22 protein-coding genes are annotated in these 21840 nt (G+C 29.7%); 9 read left to right on the top strand and 13 right to left on the bottom strand.

The genetic code is table 11. The features are described 5' to 3' along the window. Positions 1 to 14: 14 nt before the first annotated feature. Together arsC and prfB are read right to left on the bottom strand one after the other, a co-directional pair. A complete protein-coding gene (arsC, locus tag H0I29_RS17435) occupies positions 15 to 356 on the bottom strand; it encodes an arsenate reductase (glutaredoxin) (protein WP_218730790.1) in 342 nt (113 codons plus the stop codon). Between the two features lie 132 nt (positions 357 to 488). Further along, complete coding sequence (gene prfB / locus H0I29_RS17430) at positions 489 to 1583, bottom strand: peptide chain release factor 2 (protein WP_218730789.1); 1095 nt, start codon at positions 1581 to 1583, stop codon at positions 489 to 491. 87 nt (positions 1584 to 1670) lie between these two features. Between prfB and H0I29_RS17425 the strand changes: the two genes are divergently transcribed. Both H0I29_RS17425 and H0I29_RS17420 read left to right on the top strand, forming a co-directional pair. Then, positions 1671 to 4091, top strand: a complete 2421-nt coding sequence (locus H0I29_RS17425) for a zinc-dependent metalloprotease (protein ID WP_218753696.1) — start codon at positions 1671 to 1673, stop codon at positions 4089 to 4091. Between the two features lie 11 nt (positions 4092 to 4102). Beyond that, the gene (locus H0I29_RS17420; RefSeq protein ID WP_218753694.1) at positions 4103 to 5122 is read left to right on the top strand and encodes a low specificity L-threonine aldolase; all 1020 of its coding nucleotides are present in this window, start codon (positions 4103 to 4105) and stop codon (positions 5120 to 5122) included. Here H0I29_RS17420 and H0I29_RS17415 read toward each other — a convergent pair. Genes H0I29_RS17415 through H0I29_RS17405 form a run of 3 tightly spaced genes read right to left on the bottom strand, consistent with a single transcriptional unit; the run spans position 5119 to position 6723 of the window. Beyond that, a complete protein-coding gene (locus H0I29_RS17415) occupies positions 5119 to 5601 on the bottom strand; it encodes a hypothetical protein (RefSeq protein ID WP_218753692.1) in 483 nt (160 codons plus the stop codon). The two genes, H0I29_RS17420 and H0I29_RS17415, sit on opposite strands and share 4 nt — an antisense overlap. Positions 5602 to 5609: 8 nt before the next feature. Continuing rightward, on the bottom strand, positions 5610 to 6224 hold the full coding sequence (locus H0I29_RS17410) for a hypothetical protein (RefSeq protein WP_218753690.1): 615 nt from the start codon (positions 6222 to 6224) through the stop codon (positions 5610 to 5612). A gap of 4 nt (positions 6225 to 6228) precedes the next feature. After that, on the bottom strand, positions 6229 to 6723 hold the full coding sequence (locus H0I29_RS17405; RefSeq protein WP_218753688.1) for an RNA polymerase sigma factor: 495 nt from the start codon (positions 6721 to 6723) through the stop codon (positions 6229 to 6231). A gap of 119 nt (positions 6724 to 6842) precedes the next feature. On the opposite strand from H0I29_RS17405, the gene H0I29_RS17400 reads away from it, so the two are divergent. The 5 genes from H0I29_RS17400 (at position 6843) to H0I29_RS17380 (ending at position 11758) form a co-directional block, all read left to right on the top strand. Then, positions 6843 to 7736, top strand: a complete 894-nt coding sequence (locus H0I29_RS17400) for a MerR family transcriptional regulator (protein ID WP_218753686.1) — start codon at positions 6843 to 6845, stop codon at positions 7734 to 7736. A gap of 58 nt (positions 7737 to 7794) precedes the next feature. Further along, positions 7795 to 9261, top strand: coding sequence for an NAD(P)/FAD-dependent oxidoreductase (locus H0I29_RS17395; protein WP_218753684.1), 1467 nt, complete (start codon positions 7795 to 7797; stop codon positions 9259 to 9261). Between the two features lie 2 nt (positions 9262 to 9263). Then, positions 9264 to 10106 (top strand): phytoene/squalene synthase family protein, encoded by an 843-nt coding sequence (locus H0I29_RS17390; RefSeq protein WP_218753682.1) that lies wholly within the window; start codon positions 9264 to 9266, stop codon positions 10104 to 10106. Further along, positions 10106 to 10555: a sterol desaturase family protein gene (locus H0I29_RS17385; protein ID WP_218753680.1), complete on the top strand. Its 450-nt coding sequence runs from the start codon at positions 10106 to 10108 to the stop codon at positions 10553 to 10555. The genes H0I29_RS17390 and H0I29_RS17385 overlap by 1 nt, the downstream gene beginning before the upstream one ends. Before the next feature lie 66 nt (positions 10556 to 10621). Further along, a complete protein-coding gene (locus H0I29_RS17380) occupies positions 10622 to 11758 on the top strand; it encodes a lycopene cyclase family protein (RefSeq protein ID WP_218753678.1) in 1137 nt (378 codons plus the stop codon). Here H0I29_RS17380 and mqo read toward each other — a convergent pair. The 4 genes from mqo to H0I29_RS17360 all read right to left on the bottom strand — a co-directional run bounded on the left by mqo (position 11753) and on the right by H0I29_RS17360 (position 15730). Further along, positions 11753 to 13114: a malate dehydrogenase (quinone) gene (mqo, locus tag H0I29_RS17375; protein WP_218730778.1), complete on the bottom strand. Its 1362-nt coding sequence runs from the start codon at positions 13112 to 13114 to the stop codon at positions 11753 to 11755. The two genes, H0I29_RS17380 and mqo, sit on opposite strands and share 6 nt — an antisense overlap. 314 nt (positions 13115 to 13428) lie before the next feature. Then, positions 13429 to 14340, bottom strand: coding sequence for an alpha/beta hydrolase (locus H0I29_RS17370; RefSeq protein WP_218753676.1), 912 nt, complete (start codon positions 14338 to 14340; stop codon positions 13429 to 13431). A gap of 10 nt (positions 14341 to 14350) precedes the next feature. After that, complete coding sequence (locus H0I29_RS17365) at positions 14351 to 15079, bottom strand: esterase family protein (protein ID WP_218730776.1); 729 nt, start codon at positions 15077 to 15079, stop codon at positions 14351 to 14353. Positions 15080 to 15109: 30 nt separating this feature from the next. Then, the gene (locus H0I29_RS17360; protein ID WP_218753674.1) at positions 15110 to 15730 is read right to left on the bottom strand and encodes a GDSL-type esterase/lipase family protein; all 621 of its coding nucleotides are present in this window, start codon (positions 15728 to 15730) and stop codon (positions 15110 to 15112) included. Between the two features lie 389 nt (positions 15731 to 16119). Between H0I29_RS17360 and H0I29_RS17355 the strand changes: the two genes are divergently transcribed. Both H0I29_RS17355 and H0I29_RS17350 read left to right on the top strand, forming a co-directional pair. Further along, positions 16120 to 16905 carry a metallophosphoesterase gene (locus tag H0I29_RS17355; protein WP_218753672.1) on the top strand — a complete coding sequence of 262 codons (786 nt, stop codon included), beginning with the start codon at positions 16120 to 16122 and terminating at the stop codon, positions 16903 to 16905. A gap of 5 nt (positions 16906 to 16910) precedes the next feature. Beyond that, complete coding sequence (locus H0I29_RS17350; protein ID WP_218753670.1) at positions 16911 to 17507, top strand: hypothetical protein; 597 nt, start codon at positions 16911 to 16913, stop codon at positions 17505 to 17507. Between the two features lie 80 nt (positions 17508 to 17587). Here H0I29_RS17350 and argH read toward each other — a convergent pair whose 3' ends face one another. From argH to H0I29_RS17330, 4 genes are all read right to left on the bottom strand, one after another. Beyond that, on the bottom strand, positions 17588 to 18862 hold the full coding sequence (argH, locus tag H0I29_RS17345) for an argininosuccinate lyase (RefSeq protein WP_218730772.1): 1275 nt from the start codon (positions 18860 to 18862) through the stop codon (positions 17588 to 17590). Positions 18863 to 18967: 105 nt separating this feature from the next. Continuing rightward, positions 18968 to 20035: a M20 family metallo-hydrolase gene (locus H0I29_RS17340; RefSeq protein WP_218753668.1), complete on the bottom strand. Its 1068-nt coding sequence runs from the start codon at positions 20033 to 20035 to the stop codon at positions 18968 to 18970. A 3-nt stretch (positions 20036 to 20038) separates the two neighbouring features. Further along, entirely contained in the window at positions 20039 to 20815 is a 777-nt protein-coding gene (argB, locus tag H0I29_RS17335; protein WP_218753666.1) for an acetylglutamate kinase, read from the bottom strand. A gap of 71 nt (positions 20816 to 20886) precedes the next feature. Then, the gene (locus tag H0I29_RS17330) at positions 20887 to 21825 is read right to left on the bottom strand and encodes an acetylornithine carbamoyltransferase (protein ID WP_218753664.1); all 939 of its coding nucleotides are present in this window, start codon (positions 21823 to 21825) and stop codon (positions 20887 to 20889) included. Positions 21826 to 21840: the final 15 nt, after the last annotated feature.

Below are 21840 nucleotides of genomic sequence, written 5' to 3'. Positions count from 1 at the left end.
CAAAAAAGTTAAGGTTAAATTATTGATTTAATATTTTCTGGAGGTCTGCCAATAACTGCTTTGTTATTATTGATAACAATTGGGCGTTCTATTAGCTTTGGGGATTCTATCATTGCTTTGATAATCTCTTTGTCTGATAATTCTTTCCCTTTGTAGTTTTCTTTCCATATTTTTTCTGTTTTTCTAACTAACTGAATAGGAGAGATGTCTAACATTTTAATAATTTCTGTTAGTTCTTTTTCTGATGGAATTTTTTCTAAATATTTTACAATTTCGAACTCTTTCTTAGAGTTTTCTATAATTTCTAAGCCTTGTCTAGATTTAGAACAACGTGGATTGTGATATATTTTAATCATTTGTATGTTTTTAGTTTTCTATTTGTTAGCAAACAAGTTTAGCCCTGATTGAAATGACATCCTTTTTTTATTTTTCTTAAAAAAAGATATAATGGAAAGCAGGAAACAGCTTCTAATAATTGTGTTTTAAATCTAATCGCTTTTTTGTCCATTTAACATTAAATAAGACTTTAAAAACGGGTTTATATCTCCATTCATTACATTGTCTACATTACCCGTTTCGTGACCAGTTCTTACATCTTTTACCAATTTATAAGGATGCATTACATAGTTTCTAATTTGGCTTCCCCATTCTGTTTTTAGCTTTCCAGATTCTATTTCATCTCTTGTGGCTTGTTGTTTTTGCAATTCAATTTCATATAATTGAGATTTTAGCATTTTTAATGCGGTAGCTCTATTATCGTGCTGAGAACGTGAGTTAGAACAAGAAATCTGAATTCCGGTTGGTTTGTGTGTTAACTGAACTTTGGTTTCTACTTTGTTTACATTTTGTCCGCCAGCACCACTAGAACGCGCAGTTACAATTTCTATATCTGCCGGATTAATTTCTATTTCTATAGAATCATCGGCAACAGGAAAAACATAGACAGAGCCAAAGGTTGTATGACGTTTTCCATTAGAATCGAATGGTGAAATACGTACCAAACGATGCACGCCATTTTCTCCTTTTAGCCATCCAAAGGCATAATCGCCATCTACTTCTATGGTTATGGTTTTAATACCAGCTACATCACCTGCTTGGTAATTAAGTGTTTTTAATTTATAACCTTGTTTTTCTGCCCACATGGTATACATTCTGGACAACATTTCTACCCAATCGCAACTTTCTGTTCCACCTGCGCCTGCATTAATTTGTATGGTAGCAGATAATACATCTCCTTCGTCGGATAACATGTTTTTAAACTCTAAATCTTCTAAAAATGTACTTGCTTTTTCAAATTGTTCTACAACTTCTGCTTCTTCAATTTCACCTTCTTTGTAAAACTCGTATAAGACATTTACATCTTCACTTAAAGTGATGGATTTATGATAGTCTTCTACCCACTTTTTCTTTAATCGAAGCTCTTTCATAAAAACTTCTGCTTCTTTAGGGTTGTTCCAAAAATCTGGATCTACCGTTTTCTCTTCTTCATTGGCAATTTCAATCAGTTTTTTATCAATCTCTAAATAAGATTTTAACTTTTCAATTCTTTCGGCAATATCTTTAAGTTGTTCTTGTGTAATCATAAGTAGAACAAAAATAAATGAAATTTTAAGATTTCTTGTTTTAAAAGGTGATAGTTATTTTATAGTTTTATAGAAATTATACAAAACATGAAAAAAACACTACTTATTTTATTTTTAATTACACTTTCTGTTGATGGATTTTCTCAGTTTTTTACAGAAAAAACAGGTAATAAATTGCAAAAAGGAATTACTAAATTCGAAGGTTATTTTACCTTTTATTATAATGATAACTCTGATAAAATATTTCTTGAAATAGATACTTTAGAAAAAGAATTTCTTTATGTACGTTCTCTTTCTGAAGGAGTTGGGTCTAATGATATTGGTTTAGATAGAGGCCAGTTAGGAGGTGGTGTAGTAGTTTATTTTAAAAAAGCTGGTAATAAATTATTGTTAATACAGCCTAATTTAGAATATAGAGCTATAACAGATAATAAGGAAGAAAAAGAATCTGTAAAAGAAGCATTTGCAAAATCTGTTTTGCATGGTTTTACAATAAAAGAAACTAAAAAAGGCGTGTATTTAGTAGATGCAACAGATTTTTTTATAAGAGATGCTCATGGAGTTTCTGCAAAATTAGTAAGAACAAAACAAGGTAGTTATAGTTTAGATAAAAGTAAATCTGCTTTTAATATTAAAAGAACAAAAGCGTTTCCTAAAAATGTTGAGTTTGATGTTTTGTTAACCTTTAAAGGTACTGCCAAAGGAGGTGACATAAGTAGTGTAAGTCCTAATGCTAGTTTGGTAACAGTAAACCAACATCATTCTTTTGTAGAATTACCAGATAATAAGTACAAACCAAGAAAGTTCGATCCTCGTTCTGGTGGGTATCCAATGTCTTATTTAGATTATGCAACTCCAGTAAACGAGCCCATAAAAAAGCAATTTATTCGTCGTCATAGATTGGAGAAGAAAAACCCAGAAGCAGCAATTTCTGAAGCTAAAGAACCAATTATTTATTATTTAGATAGAGGAACTCCAGAACCTGTACGTTCTGCTTTGTTAGAAGGCGGACGTTGGTGGAACCAAGCTTTTGAAGCGATTGGTTACAAAAATGCTTTTCAAATGAAAATGTTGCCAGAGGGAGCAGATCCGTTAGATGTTCGTTATAATATGGTACAATGGGTACATCGTTCTACCCGTGGTTGGAGTTATGGTGCTAGTATTTCTGACCCAAGAACGGGAGAAATTATTAAAGGGCATGTTAGTTTAGGAAGTTTAAGAATTCGTCAAGATTTTTTAATAGCACAAGCTTTGCAAGCTCCTTATGCAAATAATAATTCTGATGATAGTTTTGCTTTAGAAATGGCAGTTTCAAGAATAAGACAATTATCTGCACATGAAATAGGGCATACGTTAGGTTTTGCTCATAATTTTGCTGCTAGTACAAATGGTAGAGCTTCTGTAATGGATTATCCGCATCCAAAGTTTACTTTAAAAGGAGGTAAAATTGATTTTTCAAATGCTTATGATAACAATATAGGAGATTGGGATAAAGTAATTGTCGCCTATTTTTATCAAGATTATAAAACGGATGAAGCAAATGAATTAAATAAAATTATTGAAAATGCTACTGCAAAAGGATTTAAGTATTTATCTGATGCAGACTCTAGATCTCAAGGAAGCGCAAGTGCATCTTCTCATTTATGGGATAATGGAGGTACGATCTATGAAGAATTATATAATTTACTTGAAATTAGAAAAATGGCGATTGCTAATTTTTCTACCGATAATATAAAAACCAATCAACCTTACTCTGTTTTAGAAGATGTATTTGTTCCGTTGTATTTTTTCCACAGATTTCAAACAGAAGCAACCGTAAAATTAATTGGTGGTTTAGAGTATTCTTATGCAGTAAAAGGAGGTAAAGAAACTGTTGTAAAAAGAGTTTCTGGTTCTTTAGAAAAAATAGCATTAGAAGCAGTTTTAAAAACAATAGCTGTTGATGAAATTACAATTCCTAAAGAAAAATTGTCTTTGTTTCCGCCAAGGGCGATGGGTTTTGGTAGAACTAGAGAGTCTTTTAAAAGTAATTTAGGTGTAGAATTTGATGCTTTTGGAGCCGTAGAAACTGCTTCTGAAATGACTTTAAACTTGTTGTTAAACCCACAAAGAGCATCAAGATTAATCGCTCACAAGAGTTTAAATGATAAACAATTAGGTTTAGATGAGTTAATTGATGAATTGATCTTAAAATCAATAAAAAAAACACATAAAGATTCTTATTATCAAGAGTTACAAAACGTAATTAATACCACTGTTTTAGAGCAATTGTTTTATTTAGCGTCTTATAAAAATCAGTACAAACAAGTTAATGCAATTGTGTTTTTTAAATTAGATGAAATAAAATCAATTTTAGAAAACAAAAAGTCAAAAGGAGTTCAGAAAATATATGATATTGCAATGATAAAAATGATTGATGGTTTTAAGAAAAAGCCTACATCATTTAAGAAAACAAAAGCACTACAAATTCCTGATGGATCTCCAATAGGAACAGATTATAAATATTAAAAAAAGACGTAATGATAATTGATTTAATTTCTGATACAGTTACCAAACCAACAAAAGAGATGTTGGCTGCAATGATGACTGCCAACGTTGGTGATGATGTTTTTAAAATGGACCCAACTACCAACGAATTACAAGAAAAAGCGGCAAAATTGTTTGGTATGGAAGATGCGTTGTTTTTTCCGTCCGGAACCATGGCAAATCAAACTGCCATAAAATTACACACACAACCAGGAGATAAATTAATCTGCGATAAATACGCGCACGTTTATAATTATGAAGGTGGAGGAGCAGCATTTAATTCTGGTGTTACTTGTAAGTTAATTGATGGAAATAGAGGTATGTTTACTGCAGAGCAATTACAAGATGCTATTGATGAAGGTTTTGGTATTCATACGCCATTTGCGAGTTTGGTTTGTATTGAGAATACTACAAATAAAGGAGGAGGAGCTTGTTGGGAGTTTTCTGAATTAGAGAAATTACAAAAAATATCGAAAGAAAATAATTTAGCTTTTCATTTAGACGGAGCTCGTTTATTTAATGCAATGGTTGCAAAAAATGAAAAACCAAAACAATATGGTGAGTTATTCGATACGATTTCTATTTGTCTTTCTAAAGGTTTAGGTGCACCGATTGGTTCTATTCTTTTAGGCTCTAAAGCGCATATTGCAAAAGCATTACGAATAAGAAAATTATTAGGAGGAGCAATGAGGCAAGTCGGTTTTTTAGCTGCAGCCGGAATTTATGCTTTAGATAATCATGTAGAAAGATTGGCCGAAGATCATAAAAAAGCACAAGAAATAGGTGCTGTTTTAGAAGCTGTTTCTTATGTAACAAAAGTAGAACCTATAGAAACTAATATTGTAATTTTCTATGTTGATGCTAAAATAGGAGCAGACAAATTTATCCATAAAATGGAATCAAAAAATATTCTTTTAACGCCAATGGGCGAGGGAAGAATAAGAATTGTTACCCATTTAGATTACACAGGGGAAATGCATGAAATTCTTTTAAGGGAATTGAAAAGTTTTTAAAAGTAAAAACGAATAATTGGTGATATGGCAGAAGAGTAAACGCTTCTGTCATCATACAAAACATCATATCTTATACCAATAGCAAAACGCCCCGTATTATAAGCAGCTCCTAAATATAATGCAGGAAAACTAGTACTTGTACTTTGTGAATTAAACGTTTGTTTAGCAAATGATTGTTCAAATTCTCCAGAAAGCTGAATACCTATATTAGGTATTTGGTATAAAGAAATAATGCTTGCTCCATAAACATTTGTTTTGACATCTTGGTTTTTACTATAAACATAGGTTAAACCAGTTCCTAAAGCAAAGCCATTGTCAAAATTATAAATGGCACTTGGAGAGACACCAATAGTGGTTTGTGAACCAAAACTCATACTTACGCCACCACCAAACTGTACATTGTCCCAAAAATCAGTGTTTTCTTGAGAAATCATGGTAAAAGAAGTGCTTAAAAACAAAAGAAGGAAATACTTTTTCATAATAAAAATTAATTATTCTCGTCTAATTTAGCTAATTCTTTATAATTTCTATTCAATTTTTTTAATAATATTCCGTAAAGCAATTGATAAAAGAGCCATAATACACCTAATAATACCAATGTAACAACAAGAGTTAAAAGAATTATTAAAAATATTTGTTTGGTTTCTAACTCTTCAGATTTAAAGTTTATTTCTGCTACCATTACAATAATCATCAATAAAGCCATATAACCTAAGATAAAGATTACGTAGTTTCTTACTGTTTTTCTAGTTTTAAGAATTTTTTTCATCAACTTTTTAGTTGAATCAATGGTAGAAATACTTTTGTAATTCTTGTAGAACATTACTAAAAAATAGAACAAAATTATATATGCCAAAACTTGAGAATAATAAACAAAATTCATTAATCCAATTTTTTCATATTCTAAATATGCTTCTTCCATATCTAAGAAAAAGCAAATAGAATTTAAAAATACAAATTCTAAAATACCAATAATAAAGATCCATTTTACAATAGACGATGACTTAGATTTAGCCATTTTGTAGATATCAACAGCAGAAAATTTATTTCCTTCTTCTGGTTGATTTTCCCAAGTTTTTTTATATTTATCTAATAAATCCATGCTGTTATGGGTTTAAAATGTTTTTTAATTTCTCTTTTGCTCTATTCATTTTTACTCTTGCATTTACAGATGAAATACCTAATGTTTCAGAAATTTCTTTGTAAGGTTTGTCTTCAAGATATAAAAATATCAACGCCTTGTCAATATCATTCAATTTGTGAATTGCCTTATATAAAGCTTTTAACTGAATTTCTTCCGTATCATCATAATCAGTCGCTTTTATTTTATAAGCAAAATCACTAATATCTTGTGTTTTAACTCTTCTTGTAGACTTTCTATACAACGAAATTGCTGTATTTAAAGCCACTCTGTACATCCAGGTGCTAAATTTAGAGTCTCCTCTAAACTTTGGATAGTTTTTCCAAAGCTGAATGGTTATCTCTTGAAATAAATCATTATGAGCACTTTGGTTTGTAGTGTAAATTCTACAAATTTTATGAGCAATATTTTGATTTTCTTCAAAGTCCAATAAAAAATTTTTCTCTAAATCTTTTTGCACTTGTGTAAATTAGTTAGTTACCTATTAGTAGGGTAAAAGTATAAATTGTTACATTTTAAATAAAAAATATTTTATTCTTTGTTTTTTCGTTAACTTTGTTGAACTAAAAATAAAATACATTGAACAATATTAAATTGGATTTTACCATTAAAGACCTTGAAAATATTTCAGGGATAAAAGCACATACAATCCGTATATGGGAAAAAAGGTATAATCTTTTAGAGCCAAAAAGGAGTGAAACAAACATTCGTTTTTATTCAAATGAAGATTTACAGAAACTCCTAAATATTGTTTTATTAAATAATAATGATATTAAGATCTCTAAGATTTCAAAAATGTCTGATGAAGAGCTAATTTTACAAACTAGAGCATTAGCTTTTGTAACATCTTTAAATGACGAATCTATTAATGCTCTTAAACTATCGATGTTTCAGTTTGATAAACGCTTGTTCAATAATGTTTATGAAAAACTTTTAGAAGAAAAAACTTTTCAAGAAATTTTTCAAGAAGTCTTTATTCCTTTTTTAAATGATGTTGGTTTATTGTGGCAAACGGATACTTTAAAACCAGCTCACGAACATTTTATTTCTAATTTAATTGTTCAGAAAATTCTTATAAATACAGAAAAACTACAGTTTAATATTTCTGAAACAAGTAAAACGTATGTGTTGTTTTTGCCAGAAAATGAAATTCATGAAATTGGACTTTTATATTTAAATTACGAACTTGTTTTAAGAGGGGCTCATACCGTTTATTTAGGGCAAAGTTTGCCTTTAAACAATTTGGATTATTTTTTAGAAAGTGATAATGAAATTTGTTTTATTACTTCTTTAACTATTAAACCGTATGATGATAAAATAGAAGATTATTTTAAAGAAATAGATGTTATGATACGTAATTCAGGTAAGACTTTTATAGCTATTGGTCAAAAAGTAAATCAGGTTAAACACTTAGATTTAAGTCCACAAATTCACCTACATAACACTATAACTGATTTGTTAAAGGTGATATAATTTTATATTTTCAATTTTATGTTTAATAAAATTGTATATTTGTTAAACAAAATTAAAAATGAAGAAGAAAATTTATATAATAGGATCGGGTTTTTCTGCTTTATCAGCTTCTTGTTATTTAGCAAAAGTAGGTTATGAAGTTATTATTTTAGAGAAAAACGATACTTTAGGAGGAAGAGCAAGACAGTATAAAAAAGATGGTTTTACTTTTGATATTGGGCCATCTTGGTATTGGATGCCCGATGTGTTTGAGCGTTTTTTTGCTGATTTTGATAAAAAACCATCAGACTATTATACCTTGGATAAATTAAATCCTGGTTACGAAGTTTATTTTGGAGAAAACTCATCTGTTAAAATAGCCAGTGAATTAAAAGAGATTTATCAACTTTTTGAAGATGAAGAAAAAGGAAGTGCCAAGCATTTAAAAACTTTTTTAGATTCAGCAAAATCTAATTATGATACTGCCATAAAAGATTTGGTGTATCAACCAGGAGTTTCTCCTTTAGAATTAGTGAATACAACAACTATTGCAAGAGTTTCTCAGTTTTTTTCAACCATAAGAAAACAAGTGAGAAAGGATATAAAAAGTGAAAAATTAATCAAGATTTTAGAATTTCCTGTTTTGTTTTTAGGAGCAAAACCAAATAATACACCTGCATTTTATAATTTTATGAATTATGCAGATTTCGGGTTAGGAACATGGCACCCAAGAGGAGGTATGTATACCGTAATAGAAGGTATGGTTTCCTTGGCTAAAAGTTTAGGGGTTAAGTTTAAAACGAATGCCAATGTTGAAAAAATTATAACTGATACTTCTAAAAATATAACTGGTTTATTGGTAAATGGAAAAGAAATTAAAACGGATTTAGTTTTAAGTGGAGCAGATTATCATCACACAGAAACTTTGTTAGATAAAAATGTAAGACAGTATTCAGAAAGTTATTGGGAGAAAAAAACCTTTGCTCCATCCTCTTTGTTGTTTTATGTTGGTTTTGATAAAAAAATAGAAAACGTAAGTCATCACACGCTGTTCTTTGATACCGATTTTGATGCACACGCTAAAGAAATTTATGATAAACCGCAATGGCCAACAGATCCTCTCTTTTATGCGAATTTTACATCTATTACAGATAAAACTTCTGCACCTGAAGGTAAAGAAGCTGGTTTTTTTCTAATACCTCTGGCTCCTGGAATAGAGGATACGGATGAACTAAGAGAAGAATATTTTCATAAAATTATGGACAGGTTTGAGAAGTTAACAGGTCAGGAAGTAAAAAAACATGTATTGTTTAAGAAGTCTTTTTGTGTAAATGATTTTAAAAGTGAATACAACTCATACAAAGGAAATGCGTACGGAATGGCAAACACACTTTTACAAACTGCTTTTTTAAGACCAAAAATTAAAAGTAGTAAAATAAAAAATTTGTATTTTACGGGACAGCTAACGGTTCCTGGTCCTGGAGTTCCTCCTGCTTTAATATCTGGAAAAATTGCATCAGAATTAATCTTTAAAAATCAACTATAATTATGAAAGAACTATTTGATAGCGTTTCTAGTGAATGCAGTAAGTTGGTTACAAAAAAATACAGCACTTCTTTTTCTTTGGCTGTAAATATGTTGTCTCCAAAAATTAGAACAGATATTTATAATATTTATGGTTTTGTGCGTTTTGCAGATGAAATTGTAGATTCTTTTCATGATTATAATAAAGAACTTTTAATGGAACATTTTGAAAAGGATTATTATCTAGCAAAAGAGCTTGGTATTAGTTTAAATCCCATTTTAAATTCTTTTCAGCAAACGGTTCATAAATACAAAATACCAGATGAAATGGTGCAAGCCTTTTTAAAAAGTATGAAAGCAGACTTATTTAAAACAGAATACCAAACTAAAGAAGAATATGATGCGTACATTTATGGTTCTGCAGATGTTGTTGGGTTAATGTGTTTAAAGGTTTTTGTTGATGGTGATAATAAAAGGTTTGAAGAACTAAAGGAGGCTGCAATGCGTTTGGGTTCTGCTTTTCAGAAAGTAAATTTTTTACGTGATTTAAAAGATGATTTTGAGGTGTTGAATCGCTCTTATTTTCCGAATATAAATTTGGGAGAATTAGATGCATCTTCTAAGCAGTTGATTATTGACGAAATAGAAGCAGATTTTGAATTTGCTTATCAAAACGGAATTCTTAAATTGCCTGTTGAAGCTAAGTTTGGTGTTTATATGGCATATAGATATTATAAAAGATTACTGAAGAAATTAAAAGAAGTTCCATCAGAAAAAATTATGGATACTAGAATTCGTATATCGAATCCGATGAAAATAAATTTGTTAGCTAGAAGTTACGTAAAATATAAATTAAACATTATTTAATGATTTTTGTACTAATTACTTTAGGTGTTTTTCTTTTTATGGAATGTGTTACTTGGTGTACGCATAAATTTGTGATGCATGGTTTTGGTTGGTATTTGCATGCAGATCATCATCAACCAAAATACCAAGGTATATTCGAAAAAAACGATGCTTATTTTATTGTTTTTGCAATACCTAGTATTTTACTTTTTTACTTTGGTACGTATACTGAATACACGTTCTTGTTTTTTATTGGACTTGGAATTCTGTTTTACGGAATAGCCTACTTTTTAGTGCACGATGTTTTAATTCACCAGCGTTTTAAATGGTTTAAACATACTAATAACCGTTACTTAAGAGGTTTGAGAAAAGCGCATAAAATGCATCATAAACATTTAGGAAAAGAAGAAGGAGAGTGTTTTGGAATGTTATTTGTCCCTTTTAAATATTTTAAAAAACCTAAACTTTAGAGTTTAAAAATTTACTAGTTTCTTCGAATTATTTCAATTTTTACTAAACACATTATTTTATCTATTTTGAATTATTACGACTACATAATTGTTGGAGGGGGAGCATCTGGCTTAATGATGGCTTACAGAATGTCTAAAGATTCTTTCTTTGATAACAAATCTATATTGATTGTAGACGAAGTAAAAAAGCAAGTTAACGATAAAACTTGGTGTTATTGGGAAGAACAAGATGGCGAATGGAATGACATTTTAACTACTTCTTGGAAAAATATTGTATTTAAGAGTGCTATTTATAATAAGGTAGAAAATATTGCTCCTTATCAGTATAAAATGATTCGTAGTAAAGATTTTTATTTAAAAATATGGAATCAAATAGCCTCAAAAATAAATATTTCCTTTCTTGAAGAAAGTGTGATTAATATTAATCAATTATCCTCCGAAGCAGAAGTAATAACAGAAAATAAGGTATTAAAAACACGAACTGTACTTAATAGTATTTTGAGTGATGATTATAAAAAACAGTCTAAATACCCTGTTTTAAGACAACATTTTGTTGGTTTTTTTATACAAACAGAAGAAGATTTTTTTGATGATAGTGCAGCAACTTTTATGGATTTTACGGTTGAGCAAAAAGGAAATACACGTTTTATGTATATACTTCCTTACAATAAAAAAGAAGCATTGTTTGAGTATACCTTGTTTTCTAAAGATTTATTAGCTTATAATATTTATAAAACAGAAATAGAAAAATATCTACAAAGTAAAAATATTAACAATTATAAAATTATTGAAAAAGAGCAAGGTTTAATACCAATGACCTGTTATAAATTTTGGAATAAAAACTCTAAAAATATTATTAATATTGGTACTGCAGGTGGCTGGTCTAAAGCAAGTACAGGTTTTACTTTTAATAAGATTAATAAAAAAACAATCCTTTTAATCAATCATTTAAAACAAAATAAACCATTACCAAAATTTCATAAAATAAATAAATTTTGGTTTTATGATTTATTGTTATTAGATATTTTAAGTGAAAAAAACCATATAGGATCTTTTCTTTTTTCAAATTTATTTAAACGTTCTTCACCTAAAAAAATATTAAAATTTTTAGATGAAGAAACTTCTGTTTTTGAAGATTTACAAGTGATACTTAAAATGCCTCCAAAATATTTTATCATAGCACTTTTTAAAAGAATTTTATAATTTAAAACTTTTGTCAAACACTTCTTTCATTACAGAGTAAGAAGTAGATGCTCCCGGTGAAGCGCCTAAAAGAGCAGCAATTGTTTTATCTTCAGAAATTATTATTTCTGTTCCAAATTCTAATTTACCAAACCCTTTTTTATTTCTTTTTATAATTTGAACACGTTGTCCAGCAATTACAGTTTTCCAATCGTCGTTATTTGCTTCAGGATAAAAAGCTCTTAATTCTTCCATTCTGTCTTTAAAGGATAATCTTACTTGTTTTATTAAGTATTTTACAAGCGGTAAATTTTGATAACCTGCACCTAATAAACTCATAATATTATCAAACTCAACAGATCTTGGTAAATCAAACATAGAACCATGTTTTAAGAATCTAGTTGTAAAGCCCGCAAAAGGGCCAAATAATAATTCTTTTCTACCGTTAATCATTCTAGAATCCATATGAGGAACAGACATTGGTGGTGCACCACGTCCTGCTTTACCGTAAGCTTTTGCGTTATGTTTTTCTATAATTTCTGGATTGGTACAACGTAACCATAGACCACTTATAGGAAAACCTCCATAACCTTTTGCTTCTTTTATATTTGCTTTTTCTAATAAAGGCAATGTGCCTCCACCAGCTCCAATAAAAAGATATTTAGAGGCAAGCATCCAACTTTTAACAACGTTTTGCCCTTTTATAGTTACTACCCAATTACCTCTTTTAGACTTTTGTATATTGTTAACATTGCTATGATTTAATAATTCTACGTTGTCTTGTTTTTTTAAGAAACGAAATATTTGTTCTGCAATTTCACCAAAATTAACATCATATCCTTTTTCAAAAAAGGTAGCAGCAATTTCTTCTTTATCGGCTCTTCCTTCCATCATTAAAGGTAGCCATTTTTTTATTTGTTCTTTATCTTTAGAGAAAAGCATGTCTTTAAATTGAGGGGTATCTTTTATAACCTCATAACGCTTTTCTAAAAAAGCAACGTCCTTTTTTCCTCTAACAAAACTAAGATGTGGAACTTCACTTATACATTTTGATAAATTGTTGATATAGCCTTTTTCTTCACAGTCTTTCCAAAAATTATAAGTTTCTGTAAATTGCTCCGATATACTGATGGCTTTTGTAATATTTACAACACCTTTTTTTTCTGGAGTATAATTCAATTCACAATTTCCAGCATGTCCAGTGCCAGCATTATTCCAAGCCTCAGAACTTTCTTGGGCTATTGTAGGTAGCTTTTCTATGATGGTTATTTTCTTTCCAGGAAATTTTTCATAAAGTAAGATGGCTAATGTTGCAGACATTATACCGCCTCCAATAAGTACAAATTCGGAATGTTTTACAGATGAAATCTTTGGCATTTTTTTTATTTTAAGAGCACAAAGATACTTGTTTCTTGAGGTTTTTAAAACTGATTTTTGTTGAGATTTCAGTAATTATTGTACGGTTAAATTATGTAAAAGATAAATAATTCTCTTATAAGTAAATATATAGAAATTTATATTGAAGATATTGGTTTGTGTGATCCATTTTAAAGAACTAATAGAACGAAGTTAAAAAATTAATGGATTCTCTTTTTTCTGAATTAATTAAAGTATTTAAGATTTCTAAATTATTAAAAAGAGATAATTTCCTGGTATATTGTTAAATATAGAGCTTAAAAAAAGATTTAAAATTATATGGTTTTTAGCCAGTCTTCTAATCGATCTAACCAAGTGTGTAAGTACCCTTTTTTATTTATTGCTAAAGAAAAACCGTGACCTCCATAAGGATAAATATGTATTTCTACTTTTACTTTTTTATCATTTAAAGCTTTGTAAAACTGTAAACTGTTTTCTACAGGTACTGCAGTATCATTAGAGGAGTGTACTAAAAAAGTAGGAGGTGTATTTTCTGTAACTTGTAACTCATTAGAGTATTGTTCTATTAATTCTTGGGTAGGTTTTTTACCTATTAATTGATTTCGAGAACCTTTGTGTGTGTAATCATCTTTCATCGTAATTACAGGATAAATTAAAGCCATAAAGTCTGGTCTTGCAGAAATGGTGTCTGTAGGTTCTTCTTTAAAGTTATTTTTAGTATGAAACTGAGTCCCTAGAGTAGCGGCTAAATGTCCTCCAGCAGAAAAACCGATAACACCAATTTTATTAGGATTAATACCGAATTTATCAGCATTAAAACGAACCCATCTCATAGCTCTTTGGGCATCTTGAAAAGGAGCTTCATTGGGAGTTTTTATAGATTTGGAATTTGGTAATCTATATTTTAGAACAAAAGCAGTAATTCCCTTGCTATTAAACCATTTTGCAATTTCAGTGCCTTCCCAATCATAGGCTAACATAGTATAACCTCCCCCCGGACATATAATAACAGCTTTGTCTGTTGCATTTCGTTTCGATGGAGCATAAATTTCTAATGTTGGTTTTTTAACTTTAGATATTTTAACAATATCTCCATGTTCTATAAATTCTTCTTCGCTGGTTTCTTTGCTATTTGGTATGGTTTTCCAAAGAGAGACAACTTTATTTTGTGCTTGTAATTGACCAAAGGATATCATCATAAATAAAAAAATAAGTATTAGTTTCATATAGATAATTTTAAAAATAGAGATTTACCATTGTACGCCAATAACATGCTCTATGAGCTTCTTCTTGCCATTCAAATAAGTGATGTGGAATTCCTTTTTCCTGTAAAATATTAGATAGTTTATAGTTGCTTTCTAGAAAAACATCTTCTTTTCCGACTGCTAATATAATATTCATTTTACTCAATTGACTAAGTAAAATTTGATCATCTAAATTTTTTAAATATTGATTCGGCATGTTAAAATACACAAAATCATTATGGAAACCACTTAACAAGTCTTTAAAGTAACCATTAGATTTCGTTAAATCATAACGTCCACTCATACCAACAACTTTAGAAAACAATTTTGGATGTCGCATGGCTATGTTTACTGCATGGTAAGCACCTAAACTGCAACCTGCAGAAACTATATTTTTATTTGAATTTTGTAAATTGGCAAAAGGGAGTACTTCTTCTATAACGTAGTTTTCATATTGTATATGTCTATAAATTCTATAACCTGGATCTTTAAAACTATTGTAAAAAGATTCTAAATCTACACTGTCTACACAATAAACTTGTAATTCTCCTTTTTTAATCTTTTGCTCTACAGAGGCAATAATTTTCCAGTTTTCATAATCATAAAAACGTCCCATTCTAGGTGGGAAAAACAAAACTTTTTCACCTGAATATCCAAATACAAGGAGTTCCATTTCTTTTTCAAGATTTTGACTATACCATTTATGATATTCTCTTTTCATGAAAAATTAATTTTCCATTAAGATACTATTTTAAAATGTTTTTTCGAGTATTTTTTGAGGGAAAATTATAGGATGTTTCTGGAGTGCTTTTTCTAATAAGTTGTAACCCTTGGTATTAAAATGTAATCCATCTTCTTCAAAATACTTGCTATTAGGTTTGCCTTTTTTATCTAATAAGTCATCATAAATATTTACAAAATGAAAATTATCGTCTTTAGACATTAATTTTTGAATTTTTTTATTTGTATAATTGATGCTTTCTTGCAGATGACTGCGTGCAATACTAGGTTTTATAGAAATACAAGTGCATTTTATGTTACCGTATTTAGTTCTAATTTTAAGTAGTAAGTTTTCTAAAAATAGAATAATTTCTTCTGGATGTCTGCCATCTCCCAAATCATTATCTCCTGCATAAATTACAATAGCATCTATGTCTTTTATATTCTCAAAAACCCGATCAAAGAACCAAGTACAAGCAGCCAGTGTAGAGCCTCCAAATCCTAAATTTATAGGTTTGTGTTCTTTAAAAGTAGTAGTTAAGTTATTCCATAGGGTTAATGTAGAACTTCCGTAAAAAATCGTTTTGGGATGATATTCTAATTCTTGAATTTGATTTTCTAATCGTTCTAAATCTGGATGATACCAAAACATGTATATTTTTTTAGGGTTAATTTTCAATATATAATTAAAAAGTTAAATAGTATTAAAATGGTTATAAAATTAAGCGTTGTCCCTGCGTTTTTAAGGGATATCCCTACTAAAATACAAGTAGAATCACTTTTTATGTCTACGAAAGTGATTTTTTCGAGTTCAATTATCAATTCATAAAAGAAGTAAGTATGGTTTTTTGGTAGTACAGCGATTAATTATATTATTTATTTAATTTGTAAAGTTTGTTGTTTATGTAGTTTATTTATAGTTGGTTAGGTCTGTTTGTGTTTTTGGAATCATTTTTTATTTTACTTAATGTAAGTTTATGTTTTTGTGTCGTCTACTTATTGAATAAATTTGCATTAAATTATAAAACATAGTTAAAATATATGAAATATATTAGAATATTAATACTAGGTCTTACACTCGTTTTTACAAGCTGTAAACATCCTTTTGAGTTTAGTGTTTATGAAGCAAACGTTAAAACCGAACAACAAAATACTACTGATAAAAATTTAAAATTATTGGAGAATATTACAGTAGACTCTAAAGAATTTAAATTCGCTTTTTTATCAGATGTACATTTTTTTTATGATCAACTTAGTACAGTAATTGATGATATAAATAAAAGAGATGATATTAAGTTTGTAATCTTTGGAGGTGATATTGCAGATCAAGCATTATTAAGAGAATATGAGATTTTTCATGATATAATGTCTAAATTGAAGAAACCTTATCTCACCGTTATTGGAAATCATGATTATAATATAAATGGAGGAATCATCTACAAGAAAATGTTTGGTGATTATAATTATTCTTTTGAATTTAATAACAACAAGTTTGTTCTTTTTGATGATGTTGTTTGGGAAAGTGAAAAGGAGTTAGATTTTGATTGGTTAATATCAGAATTAGAAGACAATACATCTTTTAATCAAGTATTTGTTATTGCTCATATTCCTCCTTATGGAGATCAATTTGATGATGAATTAAGAGAAAAATACAGATCTACCATGTCAAAATACAATGTTCCATTATCTATTCATGGACATACGCACAGTTATTTTTATGAAGAAGGTGATGTAAGTTATTTAACTGCGCCTGCTGTTAAAGAGAAGGCGTATAATATAGTATCTGTGAAGGATAAAGGGTTTAGTGTTGAATTGATCGAATTATAAAATAAATGAAAATTAGAAAAATATTTATAGTATCTATATTATTGTTATTATTTAACAATGTTTATGCTCAAGAAACTAATGTAGTAAAAGAAAAATCTTGGTATGTACCAGATTATGTAAAAGCACAATTTGCAGGAAATATTGGTCTTGTTTCTGTGGGTGCAGGTTATCAATTATTTAATGATGTTTTGTACTCAGAATTATTATACGGCTTTGTTCCTGAGTTTGCATCTAGAGCAGATAACATACATTTAATTACCATTAAGAATACGTTTCCTATTTATAGAAAAGTAATTGGTGAAAACTTAACAATAACACCTATAGCGGGTTTTACAACAACTTTAGACATAGGAACGAATTCTTTTACTACGCTTCCTAGTTTGTATCCTGATGGTTATTATGTGCCTACAGCTGTTCATTTTACTTTTTTTGGAGGAGCTTTATTGCATAAGGATTTTAAAAAGCCAAAAATTTTTAAAGGAGTAGATTTTTATTTAGAATTCGGGACTGTAGAAACCTATTTATGGTATGCAATTACGTCTAAAGAGGTTGGGGTACTTGATGTTTTTAGTGCTGATGTTGGAGTGAACTTTTATTTTTAAACAATATTTAAGTTAATTAATAAAATAAAAAGCCTTGTTTACAATTTGTAAACAAGGCTTTTTTATGGAATAGATAATTTCTACTTCGGATATTTCTCAGCAATCTTATCCAAAGATAAATTGTGAATACTACCAACATGTGTATGCTGTTTTCCTAAATCTGGTTTGTAAGTTCCGGCTTGTACTTGTCCACCAATTTTCTGATAAGCTTCTCTAAAACTCATACCGTCAACAACTAAATTATTGATGCTGTCAACTGTAAATAAATATTGATACTTTTCATCATTCAAATCAATATCTTTTACAATTACTTGTTGAATAGAGTAATTAAAGATGTCTAAAATATCTTTTACATCTTCAAAAGCTGCAATAATATTTTCTTTTAATAACTGAAAATCTCTGTGATATCCGGTTGGTAAATTATTAGTAATCATCACCATTTCTGTATGTAATGCCTGAATTTTATTACACTTTCCACGAATCAATTCAAATACATCAGGGTTTTTCTTGTGTGGCATAATGCTACTTCCTGTTGTTAATTCGTCAGGAAAAGTAATAAACCCAAAGTTCTGACTCATGTATAAACAAACATCCATTGCAAAACGAGACATGGTGTTACATAATCCGCCTAAGGCGGAAGCAATAGAGCGCTCGCTTTTTCCACGACTTAATTGGGCTGCAACTACATTGTATTTCATGGTAGCGAATTCTAATTCCTTGGTGGTTAATTCTCTGTCTATAGGAAAAGAAGATCCGTAACCAGCTGCAGAACCTAATGGATTTTGGTCTACAACTCTAGAAACTGCATTTAACATATATACATCGTCTATTAACAATTCCGCATACGCAGAAAACCACAAACCAAAAGATGATGGCATGGCAACTTGCAAATGTGTATAACCAGGTAAAAGACTTTCTTTATGTGTTTCTGCTAATCCTAAAAGGGTATCAAAAAGTGTTTTTGTTTTATCGTTGATAATTGCCAAGTTCTCCTTGTAGTACAACTGTAGTGCTACTAAAACCTGGTCATTTCTAGAACGAGCAGTATGGATTTTCTTACCAACTTCGCCTAACTTATTGGTTAATTCCCATTCAATTTTAGAATGTACATCTTCAAAAGAAGCTTCTATAACAAAGGTTCCGTTTTCAATATCATCCGCTAATTCTTGCAATCCTCTTTTTAAGTCTTTCAATTCATCCGCAGTAATAATACCAATTGATTCTAGCATTATGGCATGAGCCAAAGAAGCCTGAACATCATATTTAGCAATATGCATATCAATTTCTCTATCATTTCCAACGGTAAATCTTTCTATTTGTTGATCTATTGAAAATCCTTTATCCCAAAGTTTCATATTTTTTATATTTTGTTGTCATTGCGAGGTACGAAGCAATCTCTTTATTAATTGAGAGATAACTTTGTGATACTTCCTCGTTTTGACGTTTTGTTATATTACTTTTTAAACAATTACTCTATTCAGCAATTCTACATAAATCTGAATTCCTTCTTCAATTTCTGCAAGATAAATAAATTCATTGGCAGAATGAGAACGAGTACTGTCTCCAGGTCCTAACTTTAAGGATTGGCAAGTTAATACAGATTGATCGGATAGCGTAGGAGAACCGTAAGTTTCTCTTCCCATCGCAATTCCTGCTTTTACCAAGTCATGATTTGTAGAAATGCAAGAGGAGTTTAATCGTAAACTTCTTGGTGTAATTGTAGTACAAGGTGCTTTTTCTTGTAATATTTCATTAATTTCTTTATTCGAATACGCATCATTTACACGTACATCTACTACTAAATCTACATGTGCTGGCACAACATTGTGTTGAGAACCTGCAGAAATTTGTGTAACGGTCATTTTTACATCACCTAAAGCTACAGAAGGTTTCTCGAACTTAAAATCTTTAAACCATTGTAATACTTCAATAGTATTGTAAATAGAGTTGTTATTATTTGGATGTGCAGCATGACTCGGAGTTCCTTCTACAATAGCATCAAAAACAACTAAACCTTTTTCTGCAACCGCTAAATTCATTAAAGTAGGTTCACCAACAATTGCTACATCAATATGTGGAATAATAGATAACATACTATTTAGTCCATTAGGACCACTATTTTCTTCTTCTGCAGAAGCCACAATTACCAAATTGTATTTTAGGTTTTCTTGTGCATAAAAATTAGTGAATGTAGCCATTAAAGAAACCAAACAACCACCCGCATCATTAGAACCTAACCCATATAATTTACCATCTTTTACAATGGCTTTTAAAGGATCATTGGTGTATGCTGAATTTGGATGTACGGTATCGTGATGGGAATTTAACAATAAGGTTGGTTTGCTGTCATCAAAATATTTGTTGGTTGCCCAAATATTATTTTTTGTTCTTTTAAAAGGTATTTTATTTTCTATAAACCAACCTTCTATCAATTTTGCTGTATTTTCTTCTTCTTGAGAAAATGATTGTGTTTCAATCAAGTTCTTTAAAAGAGAAATAGCGTTTTCTGTTAATTTTTCAATATTCATTTTTTATAATGTTATTGTGGTAAAATTATCGTTTTCTTTTGTTAGCATAGATGTATTTCCAATATGTACTTTTGAAACTCCATTATCTAAAGCATCAAAACAGTTGTCTATTTTTGGAATCATTCCGTCTGTAATAATTTTAGCGTCTAATAATTCTTTATATGTATCCGTATCGATTTTTTTTACCACAGAATTTTTATCATTAAAATCTTTTAAAACACCATTTAATTCAAAGCAATAATAAATAGATGTTTCGTAGATTTCACTCATACCAACTGCAATGGTACTCGCAATTGTATCTGCATTGGTATTTAATAATTGTCCGTTTCCGTCGTGTGTAATTGCACAAAAAACAGGTGTAAAATTAGCTTTAATTAATTTATCAATAGAATTAGAAGCCACTTGTTTTACATCACCTACAAAACCAAAATCGACTTCCTTAACAGGTCTTTTTTCTGATTTAATACTGTTAATATCAGCTCCTGTTAAACCAATAGCATCAACTTGTAATGCTTGTAATTTGGCTACAATATTTTTATTGACCAAGCCACCATAAACCATGGTAATTACTTCCAGCGTTTCTGCATCTGTAATACGTCTACCATTTACCATTTTAGATTCGATACCTAATTTAGAAGCAATATGAGTGGCACGTTTTCCTCCTCCGTGGACCAAAATTTTGTTTCCGTCTAAGTTAGAAAATAATTTTAGAAAAGCATTTAAAGAAGTTTTATCTTCAATGATGTTTCCTCCAATTTTTATGATTGATAGTTTTTCCATTTTTGTTTCTGTGTTTATTAGATTGCACTCGAGGTGTTAACAAGGTAGCAACTGCATTCTACTGACAAATGTTATAAATTTTCTAATATTTTCTTTAATACTAATTGCGCAGCATAGGTTCTGTTGTTTGCTTGCTCTATGACTAAAGAACTATTAGAATCTAAAATAGCATCTTCTACTACAACATTTCTTCTAACAGGTAAACAGTGCATAAATTTTGCTTCACCAATTTTTTCTTTGGTAATCATCCAATCTAAATCTGTTTTTAATATTTTTCCGTAGTCATCGTAAGAACTCCAGTTCTTTGTATAGATAAAATCTGCATCTTTAAAAGCTTCTTCCTGATTATGATAAATAGGAGTGTCCTTTGTTATTTCTGAACTTAAATTATAACCTTCAGGGTTTGCAATTACAAATTCGACATCCATTTTTTGCATTGCTTGTGTAAAGCTATTAGCAACAGCGTGTGGCAAAGCCTTTACGTGTGGAGCCCAACTTAACACTATTTTTGGTTTCTTTTTTGTAGTGTTTTCAGAAATAGTAATTGCGTCTGTTAAACCTTGCAAAGGATGACCAGTAGCACTTTCCATGCTTACAACTGGTACTGAAGCAAATTCTACAAAAGATTTTAAAACTTGTTCGCTTTCGTCTTTTTCTTTGTCTGTTAAACTAGGGAAAGCTCTAACGGCAATAACATCACAATATTGAGAAACTACAGCGGCAGCTTCTTTAATATGCTCTGCAGTATTACCGTTCATAACCGTTCCTTCTCCAAATTCAATTCCCCAAGCATCTCCAGAAACATTCATTACAATAGGATCCATTCCTAAATTTAAAGCTGCTTTTTGTGTACTTAAACGTGTACGCAAGCTAGAGTTGAAAAATAACAAACCTAATGTTTTGTTTTTTCCTAAGTGATTATTACTTAGAGGCTTTCTTTTTATTTCTTTTGCTTCTAGAATCCAATTGTCAATATGTTCTATGTCGTTAATGGAGGTGTAATTTTTCATGTTTTTATTTTAACA

Origin of the sequence: Polaribacter sp. R2A056_3_33 (assembly GCF_019278485.1) — a bacterium.
In the GTDB taxonomy this organism is placed as follows: Bacteria; Bacteroidota; Bacteroidia; order Flavobacteriales; family Flavobacteriaceae; genus Polaribacter.
The sequence above is the reverse complement of the archived record's forward strand: the minus strand, read 5'-3'. Positions and strand labels throughout refer to the sequence as shown.